The following is a 16,390-nucleotide window of genomic DNA, read 5'->3' on the forward strand; positions in this document are numbered from 1 at the left end:
GACTCTCTATAGAGTACGTGTTGATAAGCAGTTACACAAAATTAGTTACAGCCTCTTATGAATATCATCAAATGAATCGACGGTTCCCCAAATCCATTACTGATTCAATCATACAACAGCTAATTTAGTGGATTACTTAAGTGTGTTGACCAAGCCATTGGCTTTTTATTTTTTTAGTGATTTACCTGTAACTAAAGTTTGATGTTGAGATTGACAAACGTAATAGATAACCCAATATAAAGCCCCACGGCAGCTGCAATAGAGCTCTAAACACCAGTATGCTATCAACAGAAAGCAGCATCAAAACTAGTTAGCGAAATAACATCACCAGCAGCCATATTATCAATATGTATATCGCCAATTCTCACTCTAACTAGCCTTAAGGTGGCAAAGCCTACGGCTGCAGTCATTTTTCTGATCTGACGATTCTTACCTTCACAAAGCGTAATAGAAACCCAACTTGTTGGCCCATGTCTTGGGTCGCGAATTTTACGACCCCGAGAGGGAAGCGAAGGTTCTTCATCTAATTTGAACGCCTTACAAGGCAAAGTTAAATATTTACTACCATTAATGCCAATTTCAACCCCATTTTGCAGTAATGAAATCGCCTCAGGAGTAATATCACCATCCAGCTGTACATAGTATTCTTTCGCTATACCTTTACTTCTGATCTTATGACTCATCATGCCATCAGTGGTGAGTAATAACAGTCCTTCTGAGTCATGATCTAACCGACCAATGGCCATGGTTTTATCGGGGAAATTAAATAGCTCACCCAGTAGATGTTTCTTCTTACGGGTTTCAGGTACAAACTGGCTTAAAAAACCATACGGTTTAAATATTTTAAAATACTGATGAATTTCGCTCTTATCAGCAGGCGCTAGCAAACCCGTTTGGTTAGTAGTTGGCATAAAATGGCTTTTAATCGTAAAAACTGTATAGGTTGGCATTATACGGTGAGTCTTAGCATGATGCACATAATCTAAAACGCCCCCAATACACATAATTAAAAGTAAATATTCTTATCAGCGCATAAAATGCTAGAAGAAACGAGGATAAACATATTGAGCAAACATTACTGGGGGCTTGCTCATATGAAAAGCAGTGACATTGACTGAGTCAATCTTCTCAAGGCAAATAAGTGACTATAAAACAGGCAATTTAAATACTAGGCAATAAAGCAATTTTGAATTAATAGTATTAATCTTCAATATTTTTAGTGATTTAAACGAAAAAAGGCTCATCATTCCTGATGAGCCTTTCGTCTTGAATATGGCGGAGAGATAGGGATTTGAACCCTAGATGGGCTACAAACCCATGCCGGTTTTCAAGACCGGTGCATTCGACCACTCTGCCATCTCTCCGAACGCCGCGAATAATATGACAAGCTGCGGTCGCTGTAAATCCCTAAATGACATAAAAACGTTTAAGTGTTGATAAAAAAACCAAAGTGTTCATTAATTAAATTGTTTGAGCAATAAATCAACGTCACTAACACGACATGAAAGTACACTTATGCAAGTCATTACCTTAACCCATTAAACTTTAGTTGCTGAGGCAGTTTTTTGTTGCAGATACACTTAATAAAAAGCCCATTTATATTGTTGTCAGCTAATACGATCATAGCGGCTATCACTTTGGCTACACAAAACCTACATTACTGATTCTATTCTCTTGCCCATTAAATACTCTCATTTTGAGTTATCAGCTGAATCAAAGAGCCATTTTATCGCTGAATATATGAGGTGGCTCACTGCGGCAATGATAGCGACATAGATAAAAGTAGGCATAAACCAACTGATGCCAGTGTCATAAACAAATTGCCAATTTGTACCTTCAGCGCCGTGAAATATGCCGCCAGGATTTTCGAGCCATTCCCATATGACAATAAAGAGTGTTACCAATACCGAGACTATTAGTCCGCTGATAATACCAAAGGACCAAAAATGTTTTATTGCAGCTGCTAATTTCAACGGCTCTCTCCTGTCAAAATTCAATAAAAAATGATGCTTCATTATCAGAGCTAGTAAAATAAACAGCTTATCGCCCAGCTGTTGGTTAAGCGCATCTAGACGGATAACTTACCTCGGCGGATCGACTTTAGCAGCGATAGAAGTATTAACCCTAAACCAACCAGCGATAGAATATCGATCCCGCTTGGCTGCCAATACTTCATGGGGAAACTCTTCACTTAAAAATGTCACTATCGTGCCCAGTAATGGCATTACTTTAATGCCTTCTTTATCGAAGTTATCTTGATATAACACTAACTCGCCGCCATCTGACGCTGACCACGCTCGATTAAAATATACCACGATTGAAAGCACTCGATTCGCTTCGCCCTTAAAAGCATCATAGTGTCTTTTATAGTAATCACCTGGGCCATAATGAGCAAAGTGACTTTCAAATGAAAACAAACCTAGAAATAATCGTCTATTTAAAAAGCTTTGCAAGTTGGCGGTCCAAGTGAGCCAATCTCTGCCTGCTTCAGATCCATTGGTTATCCAGCTAATGGCATCAGTTCTAACAAACTCATTTTTTAAATACTCGCCACCCCTTCCTATACCTGCTTCTTCAAACTTGTCTGCTTCTATCCCTTGCTGATGATTAAACAAATTGTTCGCTAATGCATCTGGCAAGGCCGTTGGCCGAATACTGTAGCCTTTTGCTTCGATATCCTGCGCAATAAGCGCAAACAAGGTTTCATCAATTGGGCTATCGCCAGTCATTGATGGGCATTTCTTTATGGCGACCACATTGTCTACCTTTTAATAATAAATACATTGAATAAAGGATGGATAACACCCACTTAAAGGAAGTGAGCTAGATGTAGCTATGACTAGTGAAGCTGTTATGGAAATGAGGCTGTAATTATAAGAACGAGTTTAAACGCAGGCAGACTCGCGTTAGTGACGGCACAGTGACTATGATGATTAAAGTTAGAAGTGCTTTGTTGTAGTCAGTTAATTCAGTATAAACCTAGTCTTGGATATCCTTGCTAAATACTTTTAATTCTTTTTCATTGGTGTTTAGATTTCAACTTTTACCTATTGAATTATCCATTCTTGTTGCTGACTATTACGACTTAAGTATTAACATAAAATGATACATCTATTTGTTTGAAATTTATTCTCTTTTCTATCATTGCCTTAGCGTTATATATAACACTAGGGATATCACTGCGATAAAAAATCAATTTACTTAGCGTGCTAACCAAGTATAATAGTTAGCACGCTAAGTAAATGGGAACCATGATGCAAAAAGAATTCGACCATATGAAAGAGCTATCACTGGCAGAACAATTGGGGCGTCTGCATCGCTTATGGCGCACCGCTGTTGACATTGAACTTGCCCCTTTAGAGTTAACTTACCCACGCTGGACAGCCTTATGGAAACTGTGGCGATTAGGCGACAACCTCAGTCAAAAAGTATTAGCCAATGCCTTAGAAATTGAACTGCCTTCTTTAATGCGCACCTTAGCCCAATTAGAACAACAAGGACTCATTGAACGCCACTGTTGCACTCTTGATAAACGCGCCAGAATTGTCAATTTGACACCTGCTGGACTAGATTTAATAACTAAAGTCGAAGTAACAATTATCAATATTCGAAGCCAATTGCTCTTAGGCATTAATGCTGAAGAACTTATTGAGTTTGAGAGAATGATTAACTTGATTGGTAATAATGCGCTAACTAAGTTAGCTAAAACGACAGACAAGTAAGTGAATAAAAATATGACACCTGATCAACAATTTTCTCGGCTAACAAAAATTGCCATAGCAGGCTTTATGCTGGTATTTGGCTACTTTATGTTTGCTGATGCCGCTATGCCATTAACGCCGCAAGCTATGGCGACACGAGTTGTGACTAAGGTTACCCCACAAGTTAATGGGCGCATTAAAACCATTGCTGTAACCAATAACCAAGTTGTTAGTAAAGGTGAATTACTGTTTGAAGTCGATCCTACGCCTTATGAATTGGCGGTAGATGAAACGCAGTTGGCTTTAGAGCAAGTCCAGCAAGATAACGCTGAGTTAGATGCCTCTTTGTTAGCAGCGCAAGCTGATGTCAATGCCAGCCAAACCACATCGCAACAAAAACGCAGCGAAGCCAAGCGTCTTGATGCGCTATACAAAACCAATGGCGTATCCCAACAGCAACGCGATCAAGCTGATAGCGATGCCGCTGCGGCTGAAGCAAATTTGCTGGCAACCCAAGCCCGCTTAAAGCAATTAGAAGTGAGCCGAGGTGTTTACGGTAACAATAACTTAAAAGTACGTCAGGCCGAAAACCGCTTAGCCCAAGCCAAATTAAACCTGTCTTATACCCAAGTTCATGCAGATCAAGACGGCACAGTAACTAACCTACAAATAATGGTCGGAGGCTTTGCTGCAGTTGGTCAGCCACTACTTGCCCTTGTTTCTGATGATGTGGATATTATTGCTGACTTTAGAGAAAAAGCATTACGTGATGTCTCAATATCATCTAAAGCATTGATTACTTTTGACGGTGAACCAGGCCGTTTATATCACGCCCATGTCAGCAGTATTGATGCAGGCGTTAGCGCCGGACAGTTCGATGCCAATGGCAGTTTAGCTACCCCGCAACAATCTGACCGCTGGGTCCGTGATGCACAAAGAATGAGGCTGCATCTAAGTTTAGATAATGACGAAGTAATGAGAACATTGCCAACGGGTGCACGGGCGACTGTGCAAATAATGCCAGAAAATAGTTTGCTGAACTTATTAGCTCATGGGCAGATTAAAGCCATCAGTATGCTGCACTATATCTATTAAAATCTTACATTTGATAGATGCGTTATTTTAAATATATACAGCGACACAAGGCAACAATCATGTTACTAAGATTTAATCCCATGACAGCCAATGATTTACGTCAATGTCTACGTATTGCCACTGGTGGCACGATTGGCTTTACTTTGTGCAAACTGTTCGGCTTTAGTAATGGGGTGTTTTTCACTGTGACCCCTATGGTATTACTTGGGCTAGCACCTATGCTTACCGCCCATGTTGCACGGCAGGTGTTGGCGTCTTCTGTCACAGCTGGATTAGTGGTAGGCGTTATCGGTGGTTTATTTGGTGGCCATCCAGTCTTAATGACCCTGATTATTTTTGGGGTGTTTGTTGGCTTTTTTACCGCCATGACCCGCGGCAGTTTTTTTCTTTATGGTGCCAATAGTTTACTTAATCTGAGCATCATGCTTAATTTTGCCAGTTACCCTGATACTGATCTAAACGGTCTCATCGGCGCTAATCTCGGCGCCACAATACTGGCAATCATTATCGCCTATATCATGGTCTCGTTAATCCCTGATGTTGAACCCAGAAAATTGCAAAAACCACCAGCAAAATCAGTAAATCGAATGCGACATGAAGTATTACTGGGGGCAACTATCGCCACAGCATCTTTTATCGTGTTCCAGATATTTAATCTGCAAGACTCTATGTCGGCGCAAGCTGCCACAATTTTATTACTTTATCCGATGCATTTTACTGGGGTATTAAATTATGCCCTTAAACGTGCGATAGGTACCTTTCTTGGAGTGACATTCGGTGTGTTAGCCCAGTTGTTTCTCTATGATTGGTCGGGGCTGCTTATCTTAGTAGTGCCGGTTTTATGGTTCGGATTAATGCTATTTAGCCAAGTTCATGTTAAAGAAAACGTCGGCGCAGGCGTTGGTTTTGGAGCGATGACCACGCTGGGTATTTTATTTGGCCAATACCTAAGCCCAGGGAGCGATCTGATATATAGCGCACTTTACCGTATTAGCAGTATTTTGGTTGCCATAGTAGCGACTTTATTACTGTGTTACATCATGCACACTTTACTTAACCGATTTGCTGCAACGCGCTTAAGTTATCAGTAATGCTGCTAATGATTAAGCTGGTCAGATAAAAGATCGCGATTGATTAATCGAGCATGGAAACAAAACCCGCTTGTGACTCAACATTAGCTAACCATTGTTGGAAATTGGGATAAACCGATAAATCAAAGCCACCCTCATGGGCCACATGGGTGTAGGCATAAAGCGCAATATCTGCCAGGCTAAATAGCTCACCGAGCATAAATGCCTGCCCTGCTAACTGGTTATCAATTAATTTCAATACCTTACCCCCCTGAATTTGTAAGTTATCAAACTCAGCTTGCCGCTCTACTGGCATACCTTGATAAAGTTTGATAAACCGAGCAACGGCAATACAAGGCTCGTGACTGTATTGCTCAAAGAACAGCCATTGATACATTAAGGCATTATTAAATTTATCGTCAGGAATTAACCTCGAGCCAGCGGCCAAGTATCCAATGATGGCATTGGACTCGGCTAGCACTCGACCATCATCTAGCTCGATAACCGGTAACTTACCGTTTGGGTTTTTAGCTAAAAAAGCCTTGGTTTGGCTGCCTCCAGCCATAATGTCCACGTCTTGCCATTGATAATCAATATTGAGTAGCGCCAGAGTCAGCTTTATTTTGTAACAGTTACCTGATTTTTTATCGCCATAGACAGTTATCATTGCTCTTCCTTTTGCTGTTAACGCGCTTGATTTCGTTTATTAACCCTTCATTGGCCTACTTCACTAAACTTGATATTAACGCCCGTAATGCCGCTGGTTTAATCATTTTAGCCATATAGTGATAACCACGCTTTTGTACATCCTCAACCAAATCCTTATTCGTATTAGCCGTTATCAAGATCCCGGGTAAATGCTCACCGTAGCGCGAACGAATACCATCCATAGCATCGACGCCATTTTGATTGTTATCTAAATGGTAATCAGCTAAAACGATATCAGGAGCAACCCCTTTAAGGCCAAGTTTAATACGAGCATCAGCTAAATCGGTTGCACAAATCACCTCGCACTTCCAGCGAGTTAATAAGCTTTCAAGCCCTGCCAATATCGCCTCTTCATTATCAATACAAAGCACTTTTACCCCAGCTAATGGCTGAGTTAAGCTTGGCACTGGTTTAGCTGATTTTTCACTGATGGTTTCGCCTAAAGGCACGATAATTGAGAACACTGAACCTTGACCAAGCTTTGATGAAACCTGAATTTGATGATCTAACACCTTGCTTATTCGATCAGCAATAGCGAGCCCTAAGCCTAAGCCGCTGACATTTTGGCTACTGGGATGATTTAAGCGTTTAAACTCTTTAAATATCTCTTCTGTTTCATGCTCATCAATGCCACAACCTGTATCTAACACCTGAATTTCGAGATACTTTCCTCGGCGGCGACAACCCAACAGCACTTTACCGCCTCTAGCATAGCGGTAAGCATTGGTTAAAAAGTTTTGTAATATACGCCTCAGTAAGGATAAGTCTGAGTTGACAGTGGCATTACAGGGGATCATATTGAAGCGAATTTGAGTGTCTTTTGACATAGCCTCAAACTCAACAGCAAGACCTGTGAGTAAGTCAGCAATAGCAAAATCTCGGCGGTTAACCTCCACCATGCCTGAATCAAGCTTTGATATATCCAATAAATCAGTTAATAACTCCCCCGCTGTTCGCAAGGAGTTGTTGATATGGGATAAAGTGGTTTGCCCTTCTAAATCAAGATTCGGGTATTGCGCTAGTGAAGCAGTAAACAATCTTGCAGCATTAAGCGGCTGCATAAGATCATGCCCAACGGCCGCAAGAAAACGACTTTTTGACGCATTAGCCATTTCTTCTTGGGCTTTTGCTTCTAGTAGTTCGCTGTTAAGCATTGCCAGTTCATAGGTACGTTCTTTTACTCGACTTTCAAGGGTTTCATTGGCTTCTAGTAAGGCTTTCTCTTGCTCACGGTATTGGGTGATATCGGTAAAGGTCATCACAAAGCCGCCATCTGGCATTGGATTACCTTGAATTTTTATCACTTTACCGTCTCGGCGTTGTCGCTCTGAGGTATGCTCTGTGCCCGCGCGCATATGCTGCACTCGCATTTCTACTTGAGCATCAATTTCACCCTCTCCACAATAGCCTCTGGCAGCGTTAAAACGTACCACTTCACTAATTGGCATGCCTTGCTTTAAAAAACCGTCAGGATAATCATATAGCTCGGCATATTTATAATTCCATGCGACCAAGTTTAAATCTTTGTCCACCACACTCATGCCTTCATAAGCATGTTCAATGGCGCCGCGTAACATGTCTTGGCTTAACATCACCTTGGTTGACGCTTCATCCACTAAACTAAAGACTTCATCAAGGGCTAAATCGCGACCTTGTAACACCGAGTCCATCACCAGTGAGGCGCTCGATGCTCCTAGCACACCTGCAAGCATATGCTCTGTGTGTGAGATTAACGCTTCATCAGCCACTTTATGCCAAGAATCACTTCTTACCGCAGCTGGCGAGTATTGACTAAAGCTTTCATAAGCGCGGGTTGGACTAACAAAACGACTGGCAAGAATTAATAAATCTTGTTGAGATATCGCCCCATGTTTTCGGTTACTGTCCTTTTTAATAATGCCTGGATTAATAAAATGGCTGGCTTGAATGCGCTCAGCTACCCCAGCTCGAAACCACAACGAGCCTAAAATATAAAAGGCAATATTGGCTAATAGCGCCACTAAAGTGTCATCCACTTCCGGGCTAATAGACGCTAAGATCCCAGTATCGCCCACTAAGCCTACGCTGCGCTCAAATAAAATATAACACCACAATGAAAAGCCTACTGCTAAACCTAAAAACACCCCAGCACGGTTACCATACTTCCAATACAAGCCACCTATGAGTGCGGGTGCTAGCTGCGCAAAAGCACCGAATGATAGCTGCCCAAGGTGAGATAACGATTCATTACTACCAAATATTAAGTAACTAAAATAACCCAAGGCCAAAATAATGATGATGGCTAAACGGCGCGCATTTAATAAAAAACGCGCAAATTGATTGAAATTAGTGCCAGTGATTTTACCAGTACGTAGCATAACTGGAACTAACCATTCGTTACTGATCATGACACTAATGGTCACAACAGCAACAATCACCATACCCGTCGCTGCTGAAAGCGTGCCTAATAAGGCAATAACGGCGAGAACAGGCTGATCTAATGCTAAAGGCAGGTTAATCACATAAGTGTCTGCCGCCACGGTATCACCAAGTAATAATTTACCAGCAAGGGCTAATGGCGCCACAAATAAGCCAAACATGGCCAAATACAAGGGAAAGATCCAGCGGGCTTTTTTTAACACCCCTTCTTCTGCACACTCAACTACCATCACATGAAATTGCCTTGGCATACACATAAAGGCGGCAATCCCCACCAGCATTTCCGGTAAAATTGAAGCGATATTTAAAGTGCCATGGTTGATGAGTTCTTTGTCTTTCGCTTGTTGCCAGATATCATCAAAACCATCAAAAAAACCATAAGTAATCACCACACCGACAATCAAAAAGGCGACTAATTTAATCAGTGACTCAAAAGCGATCGCTACCATCATCCCAGGATTATGTTCGGTGGCATCCAATTTACGAGTGCCAAATAAAATCGCAAATATAGCCAAAATGAAAGTAATCACCAAAGGGATACTGACGCCATTTAAAGGTAAATTATCAGGTTGAAATAAATTAAGGCTAAATACCATGGCTTTAAGTTGCAGCGCAATATAGGGCATGATGCCGCATAGTGCTATTAGGGTCACTATGGCAGCAAGGGCTTGGGATTTTCCATAGCGCGCGGCAATAAAATCGGCTACCGAGGTTATATTTTGCGCTTTAGAGACTAAAACCATTTTGCGTAATACCCCAAAACCCAGGGTAAAAATTAAGATTGGGCCAAGATAAATCGGCAAGAAAGACCATAAATCGTTCGCTGATTGACCTACTGTGCCAAGGAAGCTCCATGAAGAACAGTAAACAGCTAGACTTAAGCCGTATATCCATACTTGAACTTTATTAGTGATTTTACTAAACCAACGTTCAGCGCCCCAGGCCAGTATAAACAGTAATGACACATAGCAAATTGCAATCACAGCAACGACTAAGGTTAAATTCATAGCTTTCTCTTTTTATTATATTCGCTTATTAATTATGCAATAATTTTGCGTTATTTGCATGAGATGTTAACACGCGCAACAAGCTAAATATTAAGGATATTTTAAAACTAGACCAAGGTCTAATGGAGTTAACATCATCATGCAGAGGATACTTTCATAACGCAAATTTTGACAAAGGGAAGCCATATGAGCTCGCAGTCTCTCTACAAAGTACCAGCCGATTTCGCTAAAAATGCACTGGTCGATAATGATAAGTATAAAAAAATGTACCAAGAATCTGTGGTTAATCCTGAAGGTTTTTGGAGAGAACACGGTAAGCGCATCGATTGGATCAAGCCTTATACCAAAATTAAACAAACCTCTTTTGATGATCATAACCTGTCTATTGAGTGGTTTTATGATGGCACATTGAACGCATCTTCAAACTGTTTAGATCGCCATTTAGAAGATAATGGCGACCGCGTAGCGATCATCTGGGAAGGTGACGATGCCAATGAACAGCGTAAAATCACTTATCGTGAACTGCATACTGATGTGTGTAAATTTGCCAATGCTCTACGTAGCCAAGGGGTTTGTAAAGGTGATGTAGTCACAATTTATATGCCTATGGTGCCTGAAGCGGCAGTTGCTATGCTTGCTTGTGCCCGCATTGGCGCGATCCATTCGGTGGTATTTGGCGGTTTCTCACCTGATTCAATTGCATCACGCGTAATTGATGGCAAATCAAAAGTCTTGATCACCGCTGATGAAGGCGTGCGTGGTGGCCGTAAAATTCCGCTTAAACGTAGCATTGATGAAGCGCTTAATAACCCAGATGTAGATTGTGTCGAAAAAGTCATTGTACTTAATCGAACTGGTGGTGATATCGACTGGGTTGAAGGCCGAGATATATGGTGGAGCGATGTCGTTGCAACGGCATCAGAGCATTGCCAAGCTGAAGAAATGGGCGCTGAAGACCCGCTATTTCTTTTATACACTTCAGGCTCAACCGGTAACCCGAAAGGTGTGTTGCATACCACTGGTGGTTATATGGTTTACGCCTCAATGACTCACGAGTATGTTTTTGATTACAAAGAAGGTGAAGTATATTGGTGTACTGCTGATGTGGGTTGGATCACCGGTCACTCCTACATGGTATATGGTCCATTAGCCAATGGCGCAACTATCCTTATTCATGAGGGAGTACCAAACTCTCCAAATCCAGCTCGTCTTGGTGAAATGGTCGACCGTCATAAAGTTAATATTTTATATACTGCACCAACGTTAATTCGCGCTTTAATGGCAGAAGGTAAAGAACAGTTTGATGGTTTTGATGGTAGCTCATTACGGGTAATGGGCTCGGTGGGTGAACCCATTAACCCTGAAGCTTGGCGCTGGTACCATGAAGTGATTGGCCATGAATCCTGCCCAATTGTGGATACATGGTGGCAGACTGAAACCGGTGGTATTTTGATTAGCCCATTACCTGGCGCCACAGATGCAAAACCGGGCTCTGCTACGCGTCCATTTTTTGGGGTTCAGCCGGCATTAGTTGATAACATGGGTAATATTCTTGAAGGCGCTGTAGACGGCAACCTTGTTATTCTCGACTCTTGGCCGGGACAAATGCGCACCGTATTTGGCGACCATGATCGTTTTGCTCTCACTTACTTTAAAACCTTTAGAGGTATGTACTTTACTGGTGACGGCGCTCGTCGTGATGAGGATGGTTATTACTGGATCACTGGCCGTGTTGATGACGTAATTAACGTATCGGGCCACCGCCTCGGTACTGCTGAAGTTGAAAGCGCGCTTGTATCACACGATCTTGTCGCTGAAGCCGCAGTTGTAGGTTACCCCCATGATATTAAAGGCCAAGGCATTTATGCCTATGTAACCTTAATTAACGGCGTTGAAGAAACAGAAGAGTTACGTCAAGGGCTACGTCAATGGGTGCGTAAAGAGATTGGCGCACTAGCCACCCCAGATTTAATTCAATGGGCTGGCGGTTTACCTAAAACACGTTCAGGTAAAATCATGCGCCGCTTCTTACGTAAAATTGCCGCAAATGAAGTAACCAACTTAGGCGATTCTTCTACCCTTGCAGATCCAGCGGTGATTGATACCTTGATAGAGTCTCGTTTAAACAAAACTCAATAACAGTAGTTTAAAATAAGAGGTTATTAAGTACTCCCCACCCTCTTACCAACCTGAGAACTCCTAACCAGATTCTCGTTGCCCTCTCACTGAGGGGGCTTTTTTATATTTATTCTGGCTTAAAACTCTATCAACTCATGCTGAAACGATATGTATTCAGCGACTTTTATTGAATAGACTGCGCCGCGCTAGCTTGTATTCATGCTACAGTACCCTGCATGATCAATATTAAATAATAAGCCATTTCATACTCACTTATGTCTGCAACCATTTCACTTCGCGATTACCAACAAGACTCTGTTAACGCTGCTATAACCCATTTTAAGCAATCTAATGACTCTGCTGTGCTGGTACTTCCTACAGGAGCAGGCAAAAGTATTGTGATAGCCGAACTAGCTCGAATTGCCCGTGGTAACGTTTTAGTTTTGACCCATGTGAAAGAACTCGTGGCACAAAATGCAGAAAAAGTGGGTTTACTCACTGAAGATGCCAATATTTATTCTGCGGGTTTAAAGCAAAAAAAAGCCCATGGTAAAACCGTGGTCGCCAGTGTGCAATCAGCAGCGCGAAAGCCCGAGCAATTCTGCCAATCATTCTCATTGGTAATAATTGATGAATGTCACCGAGTCAGTAATGATAAAGATAGCCAATACCAACAGTTATTAACTCACCTTAAAAAGATTAATCCACAAATAAAACTGTTAGGGCTAACTGCCACGCCCTATCGATTGGGTTTAGGTTGGATATATCGACATCATTACCATGGAAAAATAGGCAATGCTGACAAGCCAGTATTTGAAAAGTGCATTTTTGAATTACCTATGCGGCCGCTCATAAAAAAAGGCTACTTAACCGCACCCAAAATATTTGATGGACTAAGTGCCCAATATGACTTTAGTCAGTTAGAGCCAAGTAATACAGGTGAATTTCCGCAAAAGGAAGTTGATGATTTACTCAACCATCAAGGCCGCGCAACCACTGCCATCATAAAACAAGTACAACAATTAGCAGACTCTCGTAAAGGCGTATTAATTTTTGCGGCGACAGTTCGTCATGCAAAAGAAGTACTTAAATTATTAAATGACGATGCTGCACTCATTACAGCAGATACACCACATGCAGAACGCGACGAAATTATTAGTCAGTTCAAACAACAGAAAATTAAATTCATCGTCAATGTTGCTGTATTAACCACCGGCTTTGACGCCCCTCATGTCGATTTAATTGTTATTTTAAGGCCCACAGCATCAGTAAGCTTATTTCAACAAATGATTGGCCGAGGTTTACGCTTAGCGCCTGATAAACAAGATTGCTTAGTCATTGATTATGCCGCTAACGGTTATGACTTATATTTTCCTGAAGTGGGTCAAGTAAAACCCAATAGTAAATCTGTGCCAGTGCAAGTGCATTGCCCTGTATGCCAATTTGCCAATACTTTTTGGGGCTTGGTGGATAATGACGGTGATATTGTTGAACACTTTGGTAGACGCTGTCAGGGGCTAATAGAGGACTCGTCATCAAACATTCAACAGTGTGACTTTAGATTTCGTTCTAAAGCTTGCCCTGATTGTGGCGCTGAAAATGATATCGCGGCGCGCATTTGTCATATCTGTCAATCTACCCTCATTGATCCTGACACGCGTTTAAAGCAGGTATTGTCGTCTCAACATCATCATTTGTTTAAATGCCAAGAGATGCAGCTTATCGAAGAAAATGGCAAGCTTGTGGTGCAATACTTTGATATTGAATCGAATGACTTTAAAGAATACTTTAATATGGACACACCAGCGCAACGCCGCGCTTTGTTTGCTATATTTATCTCTCCTCATTGTCGAACTCCCGGCATGAAGCACCCACAATATAAAAAGCCCGCCGATTTAATCGCCCATAGTGAGCACTTTAAAAAGCCGGACTTATTACTTTTGAAAAAACAGAAACATAAATGGTATTTAGTCGAAAAGTTTTTTGACTATAAAGGCCGTTATAAAACGATCACGGATAGTAGTTTTTAGTCGCTGCGCTTATACAATATCAATTCGATAAAACTTATGGTATAAATCGTCAAATCAAAAAAAGGAGTCACTATGTTTGTTGTTATTTTTGGCCGTCCAGGCTGCCCATATTGTGTTCGTGCTGTTGAATTATCAGAAAAATTAACTGCGCAACGTGACGATTTTAAATTCAAATATGTCGATATTCACGCTGAAGGCATTTCTAAAGCAGACTTAGAAAAAACCGTTGGTAAGCCTGTTGAAACTGTACCGCAAATCTTCGTTGATGAAGTTCATGTTGGCGGTTACACAGAATATGATAAATACGTTCGCGACAATAAATTAGTTGCTTAATCACCAATGATTACAACTAAGCTGCGTTGAGCGCATTTCGCAGACAATAAAAAGGGTTAATTTATTGAATTAACCCTTTTTTGTATTTAAGAAAAATATTTTTATAGAACGTATTTAGCAGAGAATAACACTCGGCTTAAATCGCCATCTACACCACTTTCTTTTTCGTTCATAGCATACATATACTCAACACCAAACGTTAACGGTTTTGTTGGTGAGTAGAGTAAGTTGATATAACCAGAGTATGAACTCGCATTGACACCATCACTTGATAATGAAGTATCGTTATCAATTTCTAGTGCAGCAAAGGTTAAACTACTACGCCATTTATCATTCCACCAATGACGGTAAGCAGCAAAGCCACCATAAGAGCTAATAGTTTGGATATCACCTGATGCATCTAAGTTACCAGCATTGGCATAGTTAAGCGCCATATAACGACCTAGGCCTTCACCATAAGTGACCGAGAATTTAAAATCATCATTACCGACAGGAATAACACCCGCGATACTGGCACCATAACCCAGTTCGCTTGAATCAACTGACTGTAAAACATTGCCATCTGCATCTTTAAAGTCTTGCTCTACATTCAACTGTCGAACCATTGCAGCAAGTGAAATTGCTGAACCACCTTCAGACTTAAAGTTATAACGAGCAACGACATCAGGAACCATACCGCTACCACTCGTCACTCTTGAAGCTGTACCATATTGATTTACAGTTGTTTCAGGGTTCTCTACCGCAATTTGAAAGCCGCCATTGGTGTAGCGGATCATCGCTTGACGCACAAACGGCGTACCATCAGCTGCGCCCACAAAGTCTAAATTTTCAGGTAATGCACCTGGATTTTGGAAGGTAGTCCATGTTTGACCAACAGTCCAATTGTCATAACTGACAAAGGCTTGTCGAATACGCGGGGAATAACTGTTTGATACTCGCTCATTACCATCAGTATGAGTCATAAAATCAAGTTCGATAAAACCTGATAATTTATGGCCATCGAAATCTGATACAGTTTTAAAATTAAAACGCGTTTCGCGGGCTTGAAAGTCGACGACTTCCTTACCATTACCAGCTTCACCATAAATGGTACCTGGTACATAAAATTGACGAGATAAGTTTCCTGAGTCAGGTGCCCCATTGCTATAACTGCTGAACATCACATCAGCTTTGACATAGCCACCAAACTCCATTTCTGTATCTGCGTAGCTAGTACTGCTCAATAACAGTAATGAACAACCTATAGCTAAACTAATTTGTGTTTGTTTCATCATTCTCTCCCTATTCTTATCATCCATAGCAATATGACCCACTTAACAAGCAAGCAACATTAGCAATAGGTCTATTAGACAAAAGTAGGCAGGTAGCAACAAAAGTTAAGGCTAAAGAATGATAAGCAGCCAAATATGAACAAAGGGAATGTAGCGTTTAAGTCTGAATTAGAACTAAGGGAATATTAAGGCAAAATATCAAAGTTATTAAGATAGTAATTGAGATAGTAATTGAGATAGTAATTATAACGAATAATAACAGAGGAGTAGCTAAGGGGATATTCTGAATTAAAGCCTAACAGGCAATCTCACTTTCAAAAAAGTGGTGGGCCGTGAAGGATTCGAACCTTCGACCAATTGGTTAAAAGCCAACTGCTCTACCAACTGAGCTAACGGCCCATCTTGGTTTTATTAATACTTATTGTACTAACTTGGAACAAAAGCCAACTGTCTGTGTGAACAAGCAACTGAGCTAACGACCAATCTAATTTTACGTAACGAGGCATTACGTCTGAATTAAAGCCTAACAGGCAATCTCACTTTCAGAAAAGTGGTGGGCCGTGAAGGATTCGAACCTTCGACCAATTGGTTAAAAGCCAACTGCTCTACCAACTGAGCTAACGGCCCATCTGGGTTTTA

At 41.2% G+C, this 16,390-nt stretch carries 12 protein-coding genes and 3 tRNA genes; 6 read left to right on the forward strand and 9 right to left on the reverse strand.

Annotation, left to right across the window (positions count from 1 at the left end; all coding sequences use genetic code 11):
* Positions 1 to 284: 284 nt before the first annotated feature.
* From AB4160_RS14400 to AB4160_RS14415, 4 genes are all read right to left on the reverse strand, one after another.
* Positions 285 to 911: a pseudouridine synthase gene (locus tag AB4160_RS14400; protein WP_372005217.1), complete on the reverse strand. Its 627-nt coding sequence runs from the start codon at positions 909 to 911 to the stop codon at positions 285 to 287.
* 362 nt (positions 912 to 1,273) lie between these two features.
* Positions 1,274 to 1,364 (reverse strand) — tRNA-Ser (locus AB4160_RS14405).
* A 327-nt stretch (positions 1,365 to 1,691) separates the two neighbouring features.
* Complete coding sequence (locus tag AB4160_RS14410; protein ID WP_372005219.1) at positions 1,692 to 1,973, reverse strand: hypothetical protein; 282 nt, start codon at positions 1,971 to 1,973, stop codon at positions 1,692 to 1,694.
* A gap of 108 nt (positions 1,974 to 2,081) precedes the next feature.
* A complete protein-coding gene (locus AB4160_RS14415) occupies positions 2,082 to 2,729 on the reverse strand; it encodes a 2OG-Fe(II) oxygenase (protein ID WP_102476135.1) in 648 nt (215 codons plus the stop codon).
* A gap of 525 nt (positions 2,730 to 3,254) precedes the next feature.
* On the opposite strand from AB4160_RS14415, the gene slyA reads away from it, so the two are divergent.
* From slyA to AB4160_RS14430, 3 genes are read left to right on the forward strand one after another with little or no spacing between them, the layout of a single operon-like run.
* On the forward strand, positions 3,255 to 3,722 hold the full coding sequence (slyA, locus tag AB4160_RS14420; RefSeq protein WP_372005259.1) for a transcriptional regulator SlyA: 468 nt from the start codon (positions 3,255 to 3,257) through the stop codon (positions 3,720 to 3,722).
* Between the two features lie 12 nt (positions 3,723 to 3,734).
* Positions 3,735 to 4,796: an HlyD family secretion protein gene (locus tag AB4160_RS14425; protein WP_372005222.1), complete on the forward strand. Its 1,062-nt coding sequence runs from the start codon at positions 3,735 to 3,737 to the stop codon at positions 4,794 to 4,796.
* A gap of 59 nt (positions 4,797 to 4,855) precedes the next feature.
* On the forward strand, positions 4,856 to 5,887 hold the full coding sequence (locus tag AB4160_RS14430) for a DUF2955 domain-containing protein (RefSeq protein ID WP_372005224.1): 1,032 nt from the start codon (positions 4,856 to 4,858) through the stop codon (positions 5,885 to 5,887).
* 43 nt (positions 5,888 to 5,930) lie between these two features.
* Here AB4160_RS14430 and AB4160_RS14435 read toward each other — a convergent pair whose 3' ends face one another.
* Both AB4160_RS14435 and AB4160_RS14440 read right to left on the reverse strand, forming a co-directional pair.
* The gene (locus AB4160_RS14435; RefSeq protein ID WP_372005226.1) at positions 5,931 to 6,533 is read right to left on the reverse strand and encodes a glutathione S-transferase family protein; all 603 of its coding nucleotides are present in this window, start codon (positions 6,531 to 6,533) and stop codon (positions 5,931 to 5,933) included.
* Positions 6,534 to 6,588: 55 nt separating this feature from the next.
* Positions 6,589 to 9,999, reverse strand: a complete 3,411-nt coding sequence (locus AB4160_RS14440) for a PAS domain-containing hybrid sensor histidine kinase/response regulator (RefSeq protein WP_102436551.1) — start codon at positions 9,997 to 9,999, stop codon at positions 6,589 to 6,591.
* Positions 10,000 to 10,185: 186 nt separating this feature from the next.
* On the opposite strand from AB4160_RS14440, the gene acs reads away from it, so the two are divergent.
* The 3 genes from acs (at position 10,186) to AB4160_RS14455 (ending at position 14,480) form a co-directional block, all read left to right on the forward strand.
* Entirely contained in the window at positions 10,186 to 12,138 is a 1,953-nt protein-coding gene (acs, locus tag AB4160_RS14445; protein ID WP_102436553.1) for an acetate--CoA ligase, read from the forward strand.
* 254 nt (positions 12,139 to 12,392) lie between these two features.
* The gene (locus AB4160_RS14450) at positions 12,393 to 14,147 is read left to right on the forward strand and encodes a DEAD/DEAH box helicase (RefSeq protein ID WP_372005228.1); all 1,755 of its coding nucleotides are present in this window, start codon (positions 12,393 to 12,395) and stop codon (positions 14,145 to 14,147) included.
* A 72-nt stretch (positions 14,148 to 14,219) separates the two neighbouring features.
* Positions 14,220 to 14,480, forward strand: a complete 261-nt coding sequence (locus AB4160_RS14455) for a GrxA family glutaredoxin (protein WP_076536809.1) — start codon at positions 14,220 to 14,222, stop codon at positions 14,478 to 14,480.
* 101 nt (positions 14,481 to 14,581) lie between these two features.
* On the opposite strand, the gene AB4160_RS14460 is transcribed toward AB4160_RS14455, so the two are convergent.
* The 3 genes from AB4160_RS14460 to AB4160_RS14470 form a co-directional block, all read right to left on the reverse strand.
* Positions 14,582 to 15,751, reverse strand: a complete 1,170-nt coding sequence (locus AB4160_RS14460; RefSeq protein ID WP_372005261.1) for a DcaP family trimeric outer membrane transporter — start codon at positions 15,749 to 15,751, stop codon at positions 14,582 to 14,584.
* A gap of 323 nt (positions 15,752 to 16,074) precedes the next feature.
* Positions 16,075 to 16,150, reverse strand: a tRNA-Lys gene (locus AB4160_RS14465).
* Positions 16,151 to 16,302: 152 nt separating this feature from the next.
* Positions 16,303 to 16,378: transfer RNA gene (locus AB4160_RS14470), tRNA-Lys, on the reverse strand.
* Positions 16,379 to 16,390: the final 12 nt, after the last annotated feature.

Source organism: Shewanella sp. 10N.286.51.B8 (assembly GCF_041469325.1).
Classification (GTDB): Bacteria; Pseudomonadota; Gammaproteobacteria; order Enterobacterales; family Shewanellaceae; genus Shewanella.